Here is a 15543-nt window from a genome sequence, read left to right as displayed (position 1 = left end):
CGAGAGAGGACGGCATGAACCTTCGCAGTCTCATACTAGCGGTCGCAGCCCTGATCATTGCCGTGGTGACCGCGCTGATGGCGCGGGCCCTGATGTCGGGCAACGATGAGACCCCGCCTGCCACTGCGTCCCGCGAGGTCGCCGAGACGAAAGTGCTGGTGGCGGCCCGCACCCTGCCGGCCGGGCGCATTCTCCAGACCGAGGATCTGAAGTGGCAGCCCTGGCCGGAGTCGGCGATTGACGACTCCTACGTGCGGGACGGCACGCCGCTTGGCGAGATGACCGGCAAGGTTCTGCGCAGCGCGTTTCTGGCCGGCCAGCCGATCACCCGCGATGCGGTGGTGGGGCCGAACGATCGCGGCTTCCTCGCCGCCGTCCTGACGCCCGGCATGCGGGCGATCACCGTCTCCATCTCCCAGACCTCGGGCGTTGCGGGCTTCATCTTCCCCGGCGACCGGGTGGATCTGGTCGTCACCCACGAGGTGGAGCGGGGCGATGGTCCCCGGCTCGATGTGTCCGAAACCGTCATCCGCAATGTGCGGGTGCTGGCCATCGACCAGAACACCACCAACGAGGACAACAAGCCCAAGCCGGGCGGCACCGCCACGCTGGAGGTGACGCCCAAGCAGGTGGAGAAGATCAACATCATGGAGCAGCTGGGCAATCTGTCGCTCAGCCTGCGTCCCCTCGCCGACACCGAGGACACGGTGGATGCCGACGGCCGGGTGCGCCCGGCCCTGCCGAGCGACCACGCCCCGTCCTTTACCACCGCATCGGAAGTGACCCGCTTCGTCAACGCCCGGTCGTCATCGGGCGGCGGCGGCGCCAAGGCCTCCCCGCCCCGCACCCGCGGGGTTGTGGTCGTGCGGGGCAACCAGGCTTCCATGGCCGAGACTGGAGCAAAATAACATGCGTCCCAGCCGTTTCGTCCCAGCCGGATTCCTTGCTGCCCTTGCCTGGGGCGGCCTTGCGGCCGGCCTCAGCGCAGGCGCGCCGTCGGCGGCCTTCGCGCAGTCCGTCACCGTGCAGCACCCGCAGGAGTCGCTCAGCCTGTCCGTGAGCAAGGGCACGCTCGTGCGCCTCAACCAGCCCGCCTCGAGCGTGTTCATCGCCGACCCCAAGATCGCCGACGTGCAGGTGCGCTCGCCGCATCTCATCTACGTGCTCGGCGTCGGGCCGGGCGAGACCAGCTTCTACGCCATGGATGACCGGGATCAGGTGATCTATTCGGCCAGCGTCCATGTCTCCAACAACATCGACCAGATCCGCAGCCTCCTGCGGGCGGCGCTGCCCGAGGCCAGCATCACCGTCGAGCCCTTCAACGGCATGGTGATGCTCTCCGGCCAGGTGCCCTCCCCCGAGGCGGTGGGCGAGGCCGAGCATCTGGTCAAGCAGCTGCTGGGCGAGAAGCAGGTGGTGGTCAACCGGCTGCGGGCGGCAACACCCGTGCAGGTGAACCTTCAGGTCAAGATCGCCGAGGTCAGCCGCACGCTGCTGAAGGAGGTGGGCTTCAACCTCGCCACCCGCGATGCCACCGGCGGCTTCCTGTTCGGCGTCTGGCGCGGCCGCAGCGCGGTGGAGATCACCGACAAGGGCTACGAGTTCCTGGTGCCCGAAGGCACCAACACCATCGGCCTTGCGGGCAAGCTGTTCGGCCTCGACGCGGCGGCGGCCATCGACGCGCTGGCGGAGGAAGGCCTGGTCACCATTCTGGCCGAGCCCAACCTCACCGCCCTGTCCGGCGAGATGGCCAGCTTCCTGGCGGGCGGCGAGTTCGCCATTCCCATGCCCGCCGAAAATGGCCGGGTGCTCATCGAATACAAGCAGTACGGTGTGGGCCTTGCCTTCACGCCGACGGTGATGAGCGACAACCGCATCACCCTCCGGGTGCGCCCGGAGGTCAGCGAGCTGTCCCAGGCCGGTGCGATTTCGGTCAACGGCATCAGCGTGCCGGGCCTCACCACCCGGCGGGCGGAGACCACCGTGGAGCTGGGCTCGGGCCAGAGCTTCATGATCGCAGGCCTCCTGCGCAACACCACCGGGCAGGACCTCAACAAGATCCCGGTGCTGGGCGATCTGCCCATCCTCGGCACCCTGTTCCGCTCCGACCGGTTCCGCCGCAACGAGACCGAGCTGGTGATCATCGTTACGCCCTATCTGGTCAAGCCGGTCAACGCCCGGGACATCCGCCTGCCGACCGACGGCTACCGGGCGCCGAGCGATCTGGAGCGCTGGCTCGTCGGGGCCAACTTCTCCCCGACCCTGGAGCGTGCGCCCGCCCCGGCGCGGCCCGCCGCGCCCCTGCCGGCACCGGAGATCGCCCCCGCACCGGAGCCCGCCTCCGCACCGGAGCCCGCCTCCGCACCCGAGGCCCTGGCGGAAGCCGTCACCGAGACCGTCACGGAAACCGCCGCGCCCGCGCCCGGCCTCTCAGATCAGGGGAACGCACAATGAGCCTTGCGCCTGCCCTCAAGTCCATTCTGCTGGCCGGATCGCTGCTCGGCGTGGCGGCGGCCCTCTCCGGCTGCGGCCACAACCCCGGGGTCTCGTCGCTGAAGACGCCGGCCGTCACCGTCCAGACCGTCCACCACGACATCGTCTTCGGGCCGGACCATCAGATCCTGCCCGAGCAGGTCGGCGCGCTGCACGCCTTCCTCGACCGCCTGGAGCTGGGCTACGGCACCCGCGTGACGCTGGAGGACAACGGCGCGGACGGCGCGCCGCTGCGCTGGGCGGCGGTCTCGGCTGTCCTTGCCGAGCATGGCGCCGCGCTCGCTCAGAGCGCCCCGCCCCGGCGCTCCGGGATGCCCGCGGGCACCGCGCGGCTGTGGATCGAGCGGGCGCAGGCAACCCTGCCCGTGTGTCCCGACTGGTCCGACTCTCCCCTCGGCAACATGAACGCCAGCACCCACAGCAACTACGGCTGCGCGGTCAACAGCAACCTGGCGGCCATGGCGGCCGATCCGGGCGATCTGGAGCAGGGCCGCGTCTACAACGGCCCGTCCGGGGCGGACATCGCCCGGGATCAGGACTACCAGCGCCAGCGCGTGCCGAGCGGCTTCAACAAGCCTCTGGAGAAGGCCTCCACCACCAACAGCATCCGCACCGGCGGCGGTGGTGGCGGGAACTGATCGCACGGGAAGCGGGATACAAGCTATGAATGCCCCCTGGTCATCGACCCAACGGTTTGCCGACGCTCCGCGCGAGATTTTCTCGGCCTTCGTCTGCGACGACGAGACGGCCGAGTCGCTGCGGAACAGTGTTCTCGAATTGGGCTGGGCGCCCGAGCGCATCTACAAGGGCGGGCTCAACAATGCGGTCCAGACCCTGTCCGTCTCCGCCTCGCCGCAGATCCTGCTGGTGGACCTGTCGGACAGCGCGGACCCGCTCGGCGACATCAACGCGCTGGCGGAAGTCTGCGAGCCGGGCACCATCGTCGTTGCCATCGGCCGGGTGAACGATGTGCGGCTGTATCGGGAGCTGATCGCCTCCGGCATCCATGACTATCTCCTGAAGCCCGTCGCCGCGTCGGTGATGCACGAGGCGCTGCACAGCGCCCAGGCGGCGCTGCACGCCCCCAAGACCGAGCAGCCGGCGGAGGCGGAGGGCACCACCACCACCGTTGCGGTGATTGGCGCGCGCGGCGGCGTTGGCGCCTCGACGGTCGCCGCCTCGCTCGCCTGGGCGAGCGCCGAGGAGGTGGGCCGCCGCACGGCCCTCCTCGACTTCGACATCCACTTCGGCGTCGGCGCCCTCTCCTTCGATCTGGAGCCCGGCCGGGGCCTCACCGACGCCCTGGAAAATCCGGCCCGCATCGACAGCCTGTTCATCGAGCGGGCGATCGTGAAGGCGTCGGAGAACCTGGCCGTGCTCTCGGCCGAGGCGCCGATCACCGCGCCGCTCCTCACCGACGGCGCGGCGCTCCTGCACCTGCACGCGCAGGTGGGCCAGACCTACGGCACCATCATCATGGATCTGCCGCGCCTCTTTGCCGTGCAGAACCCGCTGCTGGTGGCCGAGGCGAAGCACGTGGTCATCGTCACGGACCTGACGCTGGCCGCCGCCCGCGACACGCTGCGGCTGCTGGGCTTCCTCAGCGCCCACGCGCCCGGCGCGAAGGTTCATCTGATCGCCAACAAGGTGCCCGCGCAGGGGCAGACCGAGGTCAGCCGCAAGGATTTCGAGGCCTCCGTCGAGAGCGCCATCGGCACGGTGCTGCCGCTGGAGCCCAAGCTGGCCATCGCCGCCGCCCAGCAGGGCAAGAGCCTGGCCGAGGTGGGCCGGGGCAGCAAGACCGCCGCCGCGCTGATCGATCTGGCCCGCACGCTGGTGGTCACCGCCGAGGACGAGGACTCGCGGCGGGAGACCGGCCCGCTCGCCTGGCTCTCCAACCTCAAATCCCTGATCCCGGCCAAGTCGCGCTGACGAACGGTTAGGACACGCGCATGAGACAGGTAGGCTTCGGACGACGTTCGGCACAAAAGGCCGATTCCGCGCACGGGCTTGCCGCGCGCCGCCCGCCCGTGGCTGGCGCGGAGACGCCGGCGGCACAGCCGGCCCTGTCGCCTGTGCCGTCCCCGGCCCTCTCCCCGGCACTGACGCCTTCGCCTTCGGCAACGGTGGCGCGGGGCGAGGTGGTGGACCAGCTGTTCGAGATCATCTCGCCCAACCTCCTGAACCTGTTCCCGGCGCCCGAATACAAGGACCGCGCGCGCACCGAACTGGTGATGGCGATTCACGACCGGGTGCAGGAGACCGCCCGCGTCCACGGCATCGACCTGTCCGAGATGGAAGCGCGCGACGCGGTCACCGTGCTCCTGAACGAGCTGGTCTATGCCTACAAGGCGCTGGACAGCGCCGACAGCCAGCGCGGCAACGGCCGCAGCCAGAACACGGTCGCCGCCGCCAAGGAGAAGATCCACCCGCTCCTGATGGAGCACATCGACGCCAGCGCCATCAACGAGCTGCCCCGCGACGCGGTCGCCGATCAGGTCTCGGACATCGTCACCGAGCTCCTGCTCCAGCAGCGCATCAACCTGAACAAGACCGAGCAGCGCGAGCTCGTCACCCTCATGCTGAACGACATGTTCGGCCTGGGCCCGCTCGAGCCGCTGCTGGCGGACGAGTCCGTCACCGACATCATGGTGAACGGCCCCAACCAGATCTACGTCGAGCGCAAGGGCAAGCTGGAGCTGACGGACGTCAAGTTCCGCGACGAGCAGCACCTGCTCAACGTCGCCCAGCGCATCGTGGCGGCGGTGGGCCGGCGCGTGGACGAGAGCAGCCCGATCTGCGACGCGCGCCTGGCCGATGGCAGCCGCGTCAACGTCATCATCCCGCCGCTCGCCATTGACGGCACCTCCATCTCGATCCGCAAGTTCTCGAAGAAGAAGATCACGCTCGACATGATGGCGGCGCAGGGCAACATCAGCCCGAAGATGTGCCAGCTGCTCAAGATCGCCGGGCGCTGCCGCCTCAACATCATTATCTCGGGCGGCACCGGTTCGGGCAAGACGACCATGCTCAACGCCGTCTCCCGCAACATCGACCCCGGCGAGCGCATCGTCACCATCGAGGACGCGGCGGAGCTTCAGCTCCAGCAGCCCCACGTGGTGCGGCTCGAAACCCGGCCGCCCAACCTGGAAGGCAAGGGCGAGGTCACCATGCGCGGCCTCGTGAAAAACGCGCTGCGTATGCGCCCTGACCGCATCATCCTCGGCGAGGTGCGCGGCGGCGAGGCCATCGACCTGTTGCAGGCCATGAACACCGGCCACGACGGCTCCCTCGGCACCCTCCACGCCAACCGCCCGCGCGAGGCCCTCACCCGCCTTGAGAACATGGTCAACATGGCGGGCCTCAACCTGCCGCCCAAGGCCATCCGCGAGCAGATCGCCAGCGCCGTCAATCTCATCATCCAGGTGAGCCGCATGCGCGACGGCATCCGCCGCGTCACCCACATCACCGAGGTGGTGGGCATGGAGGGTGATGTCATCACCACGCAGGACCTCTACACCTTCCAGTTCACCGGCGAGGACGAGACCGGCCGCCTCAAGGGCGAGTTCATCTCCTCCGGCCTGCGCCCCGCCTTCTACGAACGCGCCGAATACTACGGCCTCGGCCGCGCGCTGATGGACTGCCTATGACCCTCGCGCCCGCAACAGGACATTCCCGATGAATTCGCCCGCGTTGCTCCTTCTCCTGCTCGTGAGCGGCGTCCTCGTGCTGGCCCTGCTGGCGCTGGCCTTCTTCACCGCGCCCAATCCGCAGAAGAAGGCGGCCAGGCGCCTGAACCAGATCCGGGACCGCTTCGCCGGCAGCCGCGAGGGCGCGGCCAAGGCGCAGATGCGGCGCATCCACGCGATGAAGCAGGAGACGGCGTTCGACCAGATGGTGCGCAGCATCATCCCGCGCCCGGCGGAGCTGCGCGCGCGCCTCAGCCGCACCGGGCGCGACATCAGCCTCGGCCAGTACGGCGCGCTGTGCGGCGGCCTCATGATCGGCTTCACCCTCGTGGGGCTGGCGCTGGGCTTCCCGCTGCTTCTCAGCATCCTGCTCGGCATCCTCGTCGGCCTCGGCCTGCCCCACGCCACCATCGGGTTTCTCATCGGCCGCCGCATCCAGAAATTCGTCGCCGTCTTTCCCGAGGCGATCGATCTCATGGTGCGCAGCCTGCGCTCGGGCCTGCCCATCACCGAGGCGCTCGCCATCGCGGGCCGGGAAATTCCCGATCCCGTCGGCGTCGAGTTCCGCACCGTCGCCGACAAGATCAAGATCGGCCAGACCATGGATCAGGCGCTGGGCGACATCGCCCGGCGCGTGCCCACGCCCGAGTTCCAGTTCTTCGTCATCACCCTCGCCATCCAGCGGGAGACCGGCGGCAACCTGGCCGAGACGCTCGACAACCTCTCCGACGTGCTCCGCAAGCGCCAGCAGATGAAGCTCAAGATCAAGGCCATGTCGTCCGAGGCCAAGGCCAGCGCCTACATCGTCGGCGCCCTGCCCTTTGCCGTGTTCGGCCTGATCTGGCTGGTCAACAGCACGTATCTCGCCGGCTTCTTCAGCGATCCGCGCCTCATCGCCGCCGGCATCGGCGGCCTCCTGTGGATGAGCATCGGCGGCTTCATCATGTACAAGATGGTCAACTTCAAGGTTTAGGAACCGGCAGCCGTGACCCTTCCCTTCGGCCTTGATCCGCTCGACCTTGCCACCATCCTCGCCGGTGTGGCCGCCTTCATGGTGCTGCTTGCCATCTGGGCCGCCACCACCGTGCGCGACCCCATGCGCGAGCGCATCAAGTCGCTTCAGGAGCGCCGGGCCCAGTTGCGCGCGGGGCTGGCCGCGCCGCGCCGGCGCAGCGCGCTCATCAGCAAGGCGGACGCCACGGCCACCATGGGCCAGATCCTCAACCGCCTGAAGGTACTCCAGGACGAGCAGACCCGCCAGGCGGCGGAGCGGCTGGCGCAGGCGGGCTGGCGCACCCGGGAAGCGGTCATCGTCTACCAGTTCGCGCGCCTCGTCGCCCCGATCCTCGCGGCGCTCGTTGCCCTGTTCCTGCTCTACGGCCTCGGCATGATGGCCGACAAATCCACCAACACCAAGCTGATGGCCCTCATCGGCGTGGTGCTGGCGGGCTACAAGCTGCCGGACCTGATCGTCACCAACGCCATCCAGAAGCGCACCGAGGCCATCCGCCTCGCCCTGCCCGACGCGCTCGACCTGCTCGTCATCTGCGCCGAGGCGGGCCTGACGCTGGACGCCGCCTTCTCCCGCGTCTCGCGCGAGCTGGGCATGGCCTACCCGGAACTGGCGGACGAGTTCAGCCTCACCTCCATCGAACTCGGCTTCCTGCCGGAGCGGCGGCAGGCGCTGGAAAACCTCTCCAGGCGCGTTGACCTCCAGTCCATGCGCGGCGTCGTCACCACGCTGGTGCAGACCGAACGCTACGGCACGCCGCTGGCCTCGTCCCTGCGCGTGCTCTCCGCCGAATTCCGCAACGAGCGCATGATGCGCGCCGAGGAAAAGGCAGCGCGCCTGCCCGCCATCATGACCGTGCCGCTGATCCTGTTCATCCTGCCGACCCTGTTCGTCGTCATCATGGGCCCGGCCGCCTGCTCCATCGCGGATTCGATGGGGAAGTAAGGGCAAAAAAGAGAGGTGGATTGCAGGGGGATCTTGATCCCCCTGCACCCCCTGTTCGTTTTATGGGCCGCACCCGTCATCACGCGCACGGCCCTTTTCCTTGACGAAGAGTCCAAAGGGCCGCTCCCGTCATCACGCGCACGGCCCGATAAAAAAATGGGAGGTTGCCAGGAGGGTCCGAGACCCTCCTGCGAAAAATCTCCTAGCCTTCCACGCCACCCACAACACCTGCTTCCGCCAGCGCGCGGATGTCGTCCTCGCCCAGCCCCAGTTCCGTCAGCACCGCGCGGCTGTGCTGGCCGACCATGGGCGGCGCGCTGCCGTATTCGATGGGCGTGCCGGAGAGCTTGATCGGGTTGGCGACGGTCTTGACCGTGCCCGCGAGCGGATGCTCCAGCGCGACCGTCAGGCCCCGGGCGCGCGCCTGTTCGCTCTCGAACGCCTGCGCGACCGACTGGACCGCGCCGCAGGGGATGCCCGCCTTGTCCAGCGCGGCGAGCCAGTGGGCGGAGGGCGCGCGCCGCAGCTCCGCCTCGATGAGCGCCACCAGCTCCGCGCGGTTGGCGACGCGGGCGCGGTTGTCCGCAAAGCGCTCGTCCTGCCCCCACTCGCTCCGGCCGAGGATCGCGGCAAAGCGGCGGAACTGCTCGTCGTTGCCGACGGCGACGATGATCCGCCCGTCCTGCGTCGGGAAATCCTGATAGGGCACGATGTTGGGGTGCGCGTTGCCCATCAGCCCGGGGACGATGCCGCCCACCAGATAGTTGGTCGCCTGATTGGCCATCCACCCGAGCTGCACATCGAACAGCGCCATGTCGATATGCTGCCCCTCGCCCGTGCGGTGGCGCGCCTGAAGCGCGGCCAGAATGGCGATGACCGAATAGAGCCCCGTCGTCAGGTCCGTCACCGCCACGCCCACCTTGGTGGGGCCGGACTCCGGCGTGCCGGTCACGCTCATCAGCCCGGCCATGCCCTGAATGAGAAAGTCATAGCCCGGGCGGCCGGCGTTGGGTCCGGTCTGCCCGAAACCGGTGATGGAGCAGTAGATGAGGCGCGGATTGATCGTCCGGAGGCTTTCGTAGTCGAGGCCGTATTTCGCCAGCCCGCCGGTCTTGAAATTCTCCAGCACCACGTCGCTCCGGGCGGCGAGCCTGCGGACGATCTCCTGCCCCTCGGGCCGGGTGATGTCCAGCGCCAGCGAGCGCTTGCCCCGGTTGGCGCAGAGGTAATAGGCGCTCTCCCGGGTGGGGTTGCCGTCCTTGTCCTTGAGGAACGGCGGCCCCCAGCCCCGGGTGTCGTCCCCTGCCCCCGGGCGCTCCACCTTGATCACGTCCGCCCCGAGGTCGGCGAAAATTTGCCCCGCCCACGGCCCGGCCAGCACGCGCGACAAATCCAGCACCCTGATGCCCGCCAACGCTCCCGCCACGTTTCCTCTCCCCATCGCTGCGATGTGTTGTGGTTCAGCGGACCGGAAAGACCGGCCGCCGTTTTTCGGTGAAGGCGCGCACGCCTTCCTGCAAATCCGGCCCGTCGAAGGCGTCGAAGAACTGCGCAATCGACTCCGCGTCATCGTCCGCCGCGCCGTCGAGAATCCGCCGCACGATCTTCTTGGTCGCCCGCACCGAGTGCTGGGAATTGGCCGCGATCTCCCGCGCCAGCGCCAGCGCGTCCTCCCGCAGACGGTCCCGCGTGGTCAGCACGTCCACCAGGCCCATGTCCCGCGCCGTCTCCGCGCCGAACAGCGCGCCGGTGTAGAGAATGTGCCGCGCCCGACTCGGCCCCACCAGATCAACCAGCAGCTTGGTGTCGTGCAGGCTGTAGACCAGCCCCAGCTTCGCGGGCGTGATCCCCAGCCGTGCCGTGTCCGCCGCCACCCGCAGGTCGCACGCAATCGCCAGCCCGCAGCCGCCGCCGACGCACACCCCGTCGATCGCCGCGATCGCCGGCTTCTCCAGCCGCGCCAGCGTCGCCTGTGTCTCGCGGATCGCTGCCTGATTGCGCCGCCGCCAGTCCACGTCCGAGGCCCGCACCGCGAACTCCTCGATGTCCGCCCCCGCGCAGAACGCCTCCGGCGTTGCGGACGCCAGAATCAGCACCTTGGCCCGCCGGTCCGCCTCCACCTGCCGCAGCAGGCCGGGCAGCGCCTCCCACATTGCATGATTGAGCGCGTTCTTCTTCTCCGGCCGGTTCAGCACCAGCCAGGCAATGTCATCCTCGACACTCAGGTTCATCACACCCATGGCGCCCCCAACGACTGCGGTCTGCATGGCATAGCCGGGTTTAGACCATTTTGGATTCAGATTGCGAGAAGGGTCGCGGGCCCTTTGATGTCTTCATCACAGGAAAAGGGCCGCACCCGTCATCACGCGCACGGCCCGTCAAGGGAATGGGAGGTGCGGGAGGGATCGAGTCCCTCCCGCAGGAAGTCACCTCAGGCGGCCTTCCGGTCGGACGTCTTGCCGTCCCACGCCGTCCACAGCTCCGCCTCGCGCTTGCGGGCGAGCGGCACGCTGGCGGCCTTCACCGGGCCGAAGCCGCGGATCTGGTCGGGCACGGCGGCGATGGCGACGGCCAGCTCCAGCCGTTCCGGCGCGAGGCCCGCCAGCAGTTTCTCGACCGTGGCGAAGTAGTCCTCCACCAGCTGGCGCTCCATGCGGCGTTCCTCGGTGTAGCCGAAGATGTCGAGCGCGGTGCCGCGCAGGCCCTTCAGTCTGGCCAGCAGCTTGAACGCACCGAACATCCAGCCGCCGAACACCATTTTCTTCGGGCGGCCGGTGGCCGGGTCGTGGCGGGCCAGCAGCGGCGGCGACAGGTGGACCTTCAGCGCCTTGTGGCTGCCGAACTGGGCCTTCAGCGCCTGCTCGAACCGGCCGTCGGTGTAGAGGCGCGCGACCTCGTACTCGTCCTTGTAGGCCATCAGCTTGTAGGCGTTGCGGGCGACCGCCAGCGCCAGCTTGTCCGAGCCGGGCGCGACCCGGCTTTCGGCCGCCTGCACCTTCCGGACCAGGTTCCGGTAGCGCTCCGCGTAGGCCGCGTCCTGGTAGGCGGTCAGGTCCGCGACGCGCTTTGCCACCACCTCGTCCAGCGTCCTTGCGAGCGGTTCGGCGATGGGGCCGCGCGCGGCTTCCACCAGCGCCTGCACTTTGGCCGGATCGTGCGCCAGCAGCCGGCCGAGCGCGAACGCCCGCAGGTTGAAGTCCACCGCCACGCCGTTGAGCTTGATCGCGCCGGCGATGCTGTCCAGCATCAGCGGCACCCGGCCCTTCTGCCAGGCGTAGCCCAGCATCATCATGTTGGTGGCGATGGCGTCGCCCATGATGGCGGTGGCGATCTTCTCCGCCGGGATGAAGTCGCTGGCGTCCGGCTTCGTCACGTTGCGGATGGCGCGCTCCACCTGGGCGTGGCGGAAGTCGAAGTCCCGGTTGCGCACGAAGTCGGCGATCGGCTGGATGGCGCTGTTCACCACGGCCGTCGTGCGCTCCGGGGTCATCAGGTCCTGAATGACCGCGCTTGCAGCCACCACCGCGTCGCAGGCCAGCAGCAGGTCGGCGCCGCCGGTGATGATGCGCGGGCTGAGCAGGTGGTCGTTGCTGGCGCCCAGCCGCACCTGGGCGTAGACCGCGCCGCCCTTCTGGGCGAGGCCCGCCATGTCGGCGGTGGTCGAGGCCTTGCCTTCGATGTGGGCCGCCATGCCGAGGATGGCCGAGATGGTGAGCACGCCCGTGCCGCCGATGCCGGTGACGATGACGTTGTAGTCCTCCGTCAGCAGGCCGACGCTCGGCATGGGCACGTCCGCCGCGAAGTCGGTCTGCTTCGGCAGCGCGGGGGTGGCGATCTTCCCGCCCTCCACCGTCACGAACGACGGGCAGAAGCCCTTGAGGCAGGAGAAGTCCTTGTTGCAGCTGGACTGGTTGATGGTGCGCTTGCGCCCGAACTCGGTCTCCAGCGGCTCCACCGACACGCAGTTGGACTGGACCGAGCAGTCGCCGCAGCCCTCGCAGACGGCGGCGTTGATCATCACCCGCTTGTCCGGGTCCGGGAACTGGCCCTTCTTGCGGCGGCGGCGCTTCTCGGCGGCGCAGGTCTGGTCATAGACGATGACCGTGCAGCCTGGCGTCTCGCGGAATTCCTTCTGGATGCGGTCCAGCTCCGCGCGCGGCAGCACCGGGACGCCGCCCGGCAGCTTGATGGTCTCGTAGCGGCTCATGTCCTCGGTGAGGACGACGATCTTGCGCACGTTCTCGCCGAGCAGCTGCTGCACCAGCTCGGGGATGGTCAGCTCGCCGTCCACGTGCTGGCCGCCGGTCATGGCCACCGCGTCGTTGTAGAGCAGCTTGTAGGTGATGTTGACCCCGGCCGCCACCGACTGGCGGATCGCCAGGATGCCAGAGTGGAAGTAGGTGCCGTCGCCCAGGTTGCAGAAGACGTGCTTCTCGGTGGTGAACGGCGCCTCGCCCACCCAGGTGACGCCCTCGCCGCCCATCTGGGTGAAAGTCTCGGTGTTGCGGTCCATCCACAGCGCCATGATGTGGCAGCCGATGCCCGCCAGGGCGCGGCTGTTCTCCGGCACCTTTGTCGAGGTGTTGTGCGGGCAGCCCGAGCAGAAATAGGGCTTGCGGGCGATGGGCGCGGCGTAGCTGCGCTTGGCCGCCGCGCGGGCCGCGAACATCTCCAGCTTGGCGCGGATCCGGTCCGTGGTGTGGAACCGGGCGATGCGGGAGGCGATCACGTGGGCGATCTCGCCCAGCGTCAGCTCGTTGTCCGGGTGGAGCAGCCACTGGCCGTTCTCGTCGTACTTGCCGACGACGCGCGGGCGGACCTTCTCGTCCCAGTTGTAGAGCTGCCACTTGATCTGGTGTTCGAGGAACTCGCGCTTCTCCTCGATGACCAGCACTTCCTCCAGCCCCTCGCAGAACTGGCGGATGCCGTGCGGCTCCAGCGGCCAGGGCATGCCGACCTTGTAGAGCCGGATGCCGATCTCGGCGGCGACCGCTTCATCGATGCCCAGCTCCTCCAGCGCCTGGAGGGTATCGGCGTAGGCCTTGCCGGCCGAGACGATGCCGAGCCGGGGACGCGGGCTGTCCCAGATCACCCGGTCGATCCGGTTGGCCCTGGCGAAGGCCTGGGCGGCAAAGCCCTTGTAGAGCTGGAGGCGGGAGTCCTCCTCGCGCCAGATGTCGCCGAGGCGGATGTGCAGGCCGCCCTCGGGCATCTCGAAGTCCTGCGGGATGACGATCTCGCGCCATTCGTTGTCCAGTTCGACCGTGGCGGCGGTCTCCACCGTGTCCGCCGTCGCCTTGAAGCCGACCCAGCAGCCCGAGAAGCGGGACATGGCGAGGCCGAGCAGGCCGTACTCCACATACTCGTGGACGCTGGCCGGATACAGGAACGGCATGAACGCCGCCTGGAAGTTGTGGTCCGACTGGTGCGGCAGCGTGGACGACTTGGCGCCGTGGTCATCGCCCACCACGCACAGCACGCCGCCGTGCGGGCTGGTGCCCGCGGCGTTGGCGTGCTTCAGCACGTCCATCGAGCGGTCGAGGCCCGGGCCCTTGCCGTACCAGATGCCGAAAACACCATCCACCTTCGCGCCCGGCCGCAGGCCCACCTGCTGGCTGCCCCAGACGGCGGTGGCCGCCAGGTCCTCGTTGATGCCGGACTGGAACACGATGTTCCGCTCATCCAGCAGCTTCTTCGCGCGCCACAACTCCTGGTCGTAGTTGCCGAGCGGCGATCCCCGGTAGCCGGAGATGAATCCGCCCGTGTTCAGACCCGCCGCGCGGTCGCGGGCGGCCTGAACCAGTGGCAGACGCACCAGCGCCTGCAATCCGCTGATAAAAACTCGGCCACGCTCTTTGGTATATTTGTCTTCGAGCGTGATGCGAGGGTCCAAGAGGGCCATGCCTCATCTCCTCCATCCCCATATTCGTCAGTGATACTGACCTATGTTGAAACAAATGAAAAGGGGGTTATCTCGCACTGCAGCATGACCCGGCGCCGTCCGGCGCCTCTGGACCGTCTCGCAAACCCGCGCGAACGCTCGCGTTGATCGTTACGGGTGTGACTGCATCAAACCTTCACGCACCGCGGCAAGAATTGAAATAAATGAAAAGTTCCCGCGCTGCATCGCAGCAAGGCCGTCCCTGCCCCCGGGCCCCGGTCTCGCAACAAAGCGTTAAAGACGGGCCGGACGCGGAAAAATTTGTAAAAAAAATTCGCGAAGGGCTTTGACGTAGATGAACGTAACATGAATTGTATAATATCTGCGAAAACAGGGTTTCCCCCTCAGTGACGGATCGAGTTCTATGTGGCGCCGAGCGATAGCTGTTCTTTCTCTGGCACTTGCAACCTCCGCCTGCGGCAGTGGGGGCGGTGAGCCCCAGGCCGGGTCCGGCGGCCGGGGGAGCGAGCGCGCCGCGTCGGTGATCGCAGAGCCGGCGGCCATGCGCCGTTTCGTTGACAAGATCGAGGCGGTCGGCACCGGCTACGCCCGGGAATCGGTGGTGATCTCGGCCAACGTCACCGAGCGGGTGAAGGCGCTGCATTTCCGCGACGGGCAGACGGTGCAGCAGGGGCAGGTGCTGGCCGAGCTGGCCCTCTCCGAAGAGACGGCGGATCTGGCCCAGGCCCGCGCCCGCCTCAAGGAAGCGGAGCTTCAGCTGGAGCGCGTCCGCCAGCTGGCCGACCGGGGCTATGCCACCCGCGCCAGCCTCGACCAGCGCATCGCCGAGCGCGACGCCGCCCGCGCAACCGTCGAGAGCATCCAGGCCCGCATCGAGGATCGCATCATCCGCGCGCCCTTCACCGGCATTGCCGGCCTGCGCAATGTGTCGCCGGGTCTCATCGTGACGGCGGGCACGCCGCTGGTGGAGATCAGCGACATCTCCACCATCAAGCTCGACTTCACCATCCCCGAGGCCTACCTCAGCCAGGTGGACGTGGGCCAGGAAGTGCAGGCCCGGGTGTCCGCCTTCAACAACGAGCTGTTCACCGGCCGCATCACCGCCATCGATCCGCAGGTCGACCCCGTCACCCGCTCCGCCCGGGTGCGCGCGCTCATCGACAACCCGAACCTGAAGCTGCGCCCCGGCATGTTGATGACCGTCGGCATCATCCGCGAGCAGCGCGAGGCGCTGGCGGTGCCGGAGCTGGCGGTGATCGCCGAGGGCCGGGAGAAGTATGTCTTTGTGGTCAACGAGGACGGCAAGTCCGTCACCCGCACCCGCATCCTCACCGGCGAGCGCCAGCCGGGCTATGTGGAGGTGACCGCCGGGCTCCAGCCGGGCGACCTTGTCGTCTCCGAGGGCGTGGTGAAGCTGCGGGACGGCGCGCCGATCAAGCTCCTCCAGGCCGCCGGCACCGAGGCCCGGGTGGCCGAGCGCGGCACCACCAGGAGCTAAGGTC

The 15543-nt window shown here is 68.4% G+C and carries 11 protein-coding genes; 8 read left to right on the top strand and 3 right to left on the bottom strand.

Going from position 1 to position 15543, the window contains the following annotated elements; translation table 11 throughout:
- Positions 1-14 precede the first annotated feature (14 nt).
- From cpaB to ACSJJU_RS07525, 7 genes are read left to right on the top strand one after another with little or no spacing between them, the layout of a single operon-like run.
- On the top strand, positions 15-908 hold the full coding sequence (cpaB, locus tag ACSJJU_RS07555) for a Flp pilus assembly protein CpaB (protein ID WP_435914721.1): 894 nt from the start codon (positions 15-17) through the stop codon (positions 906-908).
- A gap of 1 nt (position 909) precedes the next feature.
- Positions 910-2454, top strand: coding sequence for a type II and III secretion system protein family protein (locus tag ACSJJU_RS07550; RefSeq protein WP_435914720.1), 1545 nt, complete (start codon positions 910-912; stop codon positions 2452-2454).
- The gene (locus tag ACSJJU_RS07545; protein ID WP_435914718.1) at positions 2451-3131 is read left to right on the top strand and encodes a CpaD family pilus assembly lipoprotein; all 681 of its coding nucleotides are present in this window, start codon (positions 2451-2453) and stop codon (positions 3129-3131) included. The genes ACSJJU_RS07550 and ACSJJU_RS07545 overlap by 4 nt, the downstream gene beginning before the upstream one ends.
- Before the next feature lie 25 nt (positions 3132-3156).
- Positions 3157-4425 (top strand): pilus assembly protein CpaE, encoded by a 1269-nt coding sequence (locus ACSJJU_RS07540; RefSeq protein WP_435914717.1) that lies wholly within the window; start codon positions 3157-3159, stop codon positions 4423-4425.
- Positions 4426-4445: 20 nt separating this feature from the next.
- Entirely contained in the window at positions 4446-6143 is a 1698-nt protein-coding gene (locus tag ACSJJU_RS07535) for a CpaF family protein (RefSeq protein ID WP_435914716.1), read from the top strand.
- 28 nt (positions 6144-6171) lie between these two features.
- Positions 6172-7155 carry a type II secretion system F family protein gene (locus ACSJJU_RS07530; RefSeq protein ID WP_435914715.1) on the top strand — a complete coding sequence of 328 codons (984 nt, stop codon included), beginning with the start codon at positions 6172-6174 and terminating at the stop codon, positions 7153-7155.
- 12 nt (positions 7156-7167) lie between these two features.
- Positions 7168-8139: a type II secretion system F family protein gene (locus ACSJJU_RS07525; protein WP_435914714.1), complete on the top strand. Its 972-nt coding sequence runs from the start codon at positions 7168-7170 to the stop codon at positions 8137-8139.
- Between the two features lie 202 nt (positions 8140-8341).
- On the opposite strand, the gene ACSJJU_RS07520 is transcribed toward ACSJJU_RS07525, so the two are convergent.
- From ACSJJU_RS07520 to ACSJJU_RS07510, 3 genes are all read right to left on the bottom strand, one after another.
- Positions 8342-9580, bottom strand: coding sequence for a CaiB/BaiF CoA transferase family protein (locus ACSJJU_RS07520; protein ID WP_435914713.1), 1239 nt, complete (start codon positions 9578-9580; stop codon positions 8342-8344).
- A 19-nt stretch (positions 9581-9599) separates the two neighbouring features.
- A complete protein-coding gene (locus tag ACSJJU_RS07515) occupies positions 9600-10370 on the bottom strand; it encodes an enoyl-CoA hydratase/isomerase family protein (RefSeq protein ID WP_435915072.1) in 771 nt (256 codons plus the stop codon).
- A 200-nt stretch (positions 10371-10570) separates the two neighbouring features.
- The gene (locus tag ACSJJU_RS07510) at positions 10571-14041 is read right to left on the bottom strand and encodes an indolepyruvate ferredoxin oxidoreductase family protein (protein ID WP_435914712.1); all 3471 of its coding nucleotides are present in this window, start codon (positions 14039-14041) and stop codon (positions 10571-10573) included.
- A 541-nt stretch (positions 14042-14582) separates the two neighbouring features.
- On the opposite strand from ACSJJU_RS07510, the gene ACSJJU_RS07505 reads away from it, so the two are divergent.
- A complete protein-coding gene (locus ACSJJU_RS07505) occupies positions 14583-15539 on the top strand; it encodes an efflux RND transporter periplasmic adaptor subunit (RefSeq protein ID WP_435914711.1) in 957 nt (318 codons plus the stop codon).
- Positions 15540-15543: the final 4 nt, after the last annotated feature.

The sequence above is a fragment of the Pedomonas sp. V897 genome (genome assembly GCF_051304405.1).
In the GTDB taxonomy this organism is placed as follows: Bacteria; Pseudomonadota; Alphaproteobacteria; order Sphingomonadales; family Sphingomonadaceae; genus Pedomonas.
Note: the sequence above shows the minus strand (reverse complement) of the source record. Positions and strands in the feature narration are given on the sequence as shown.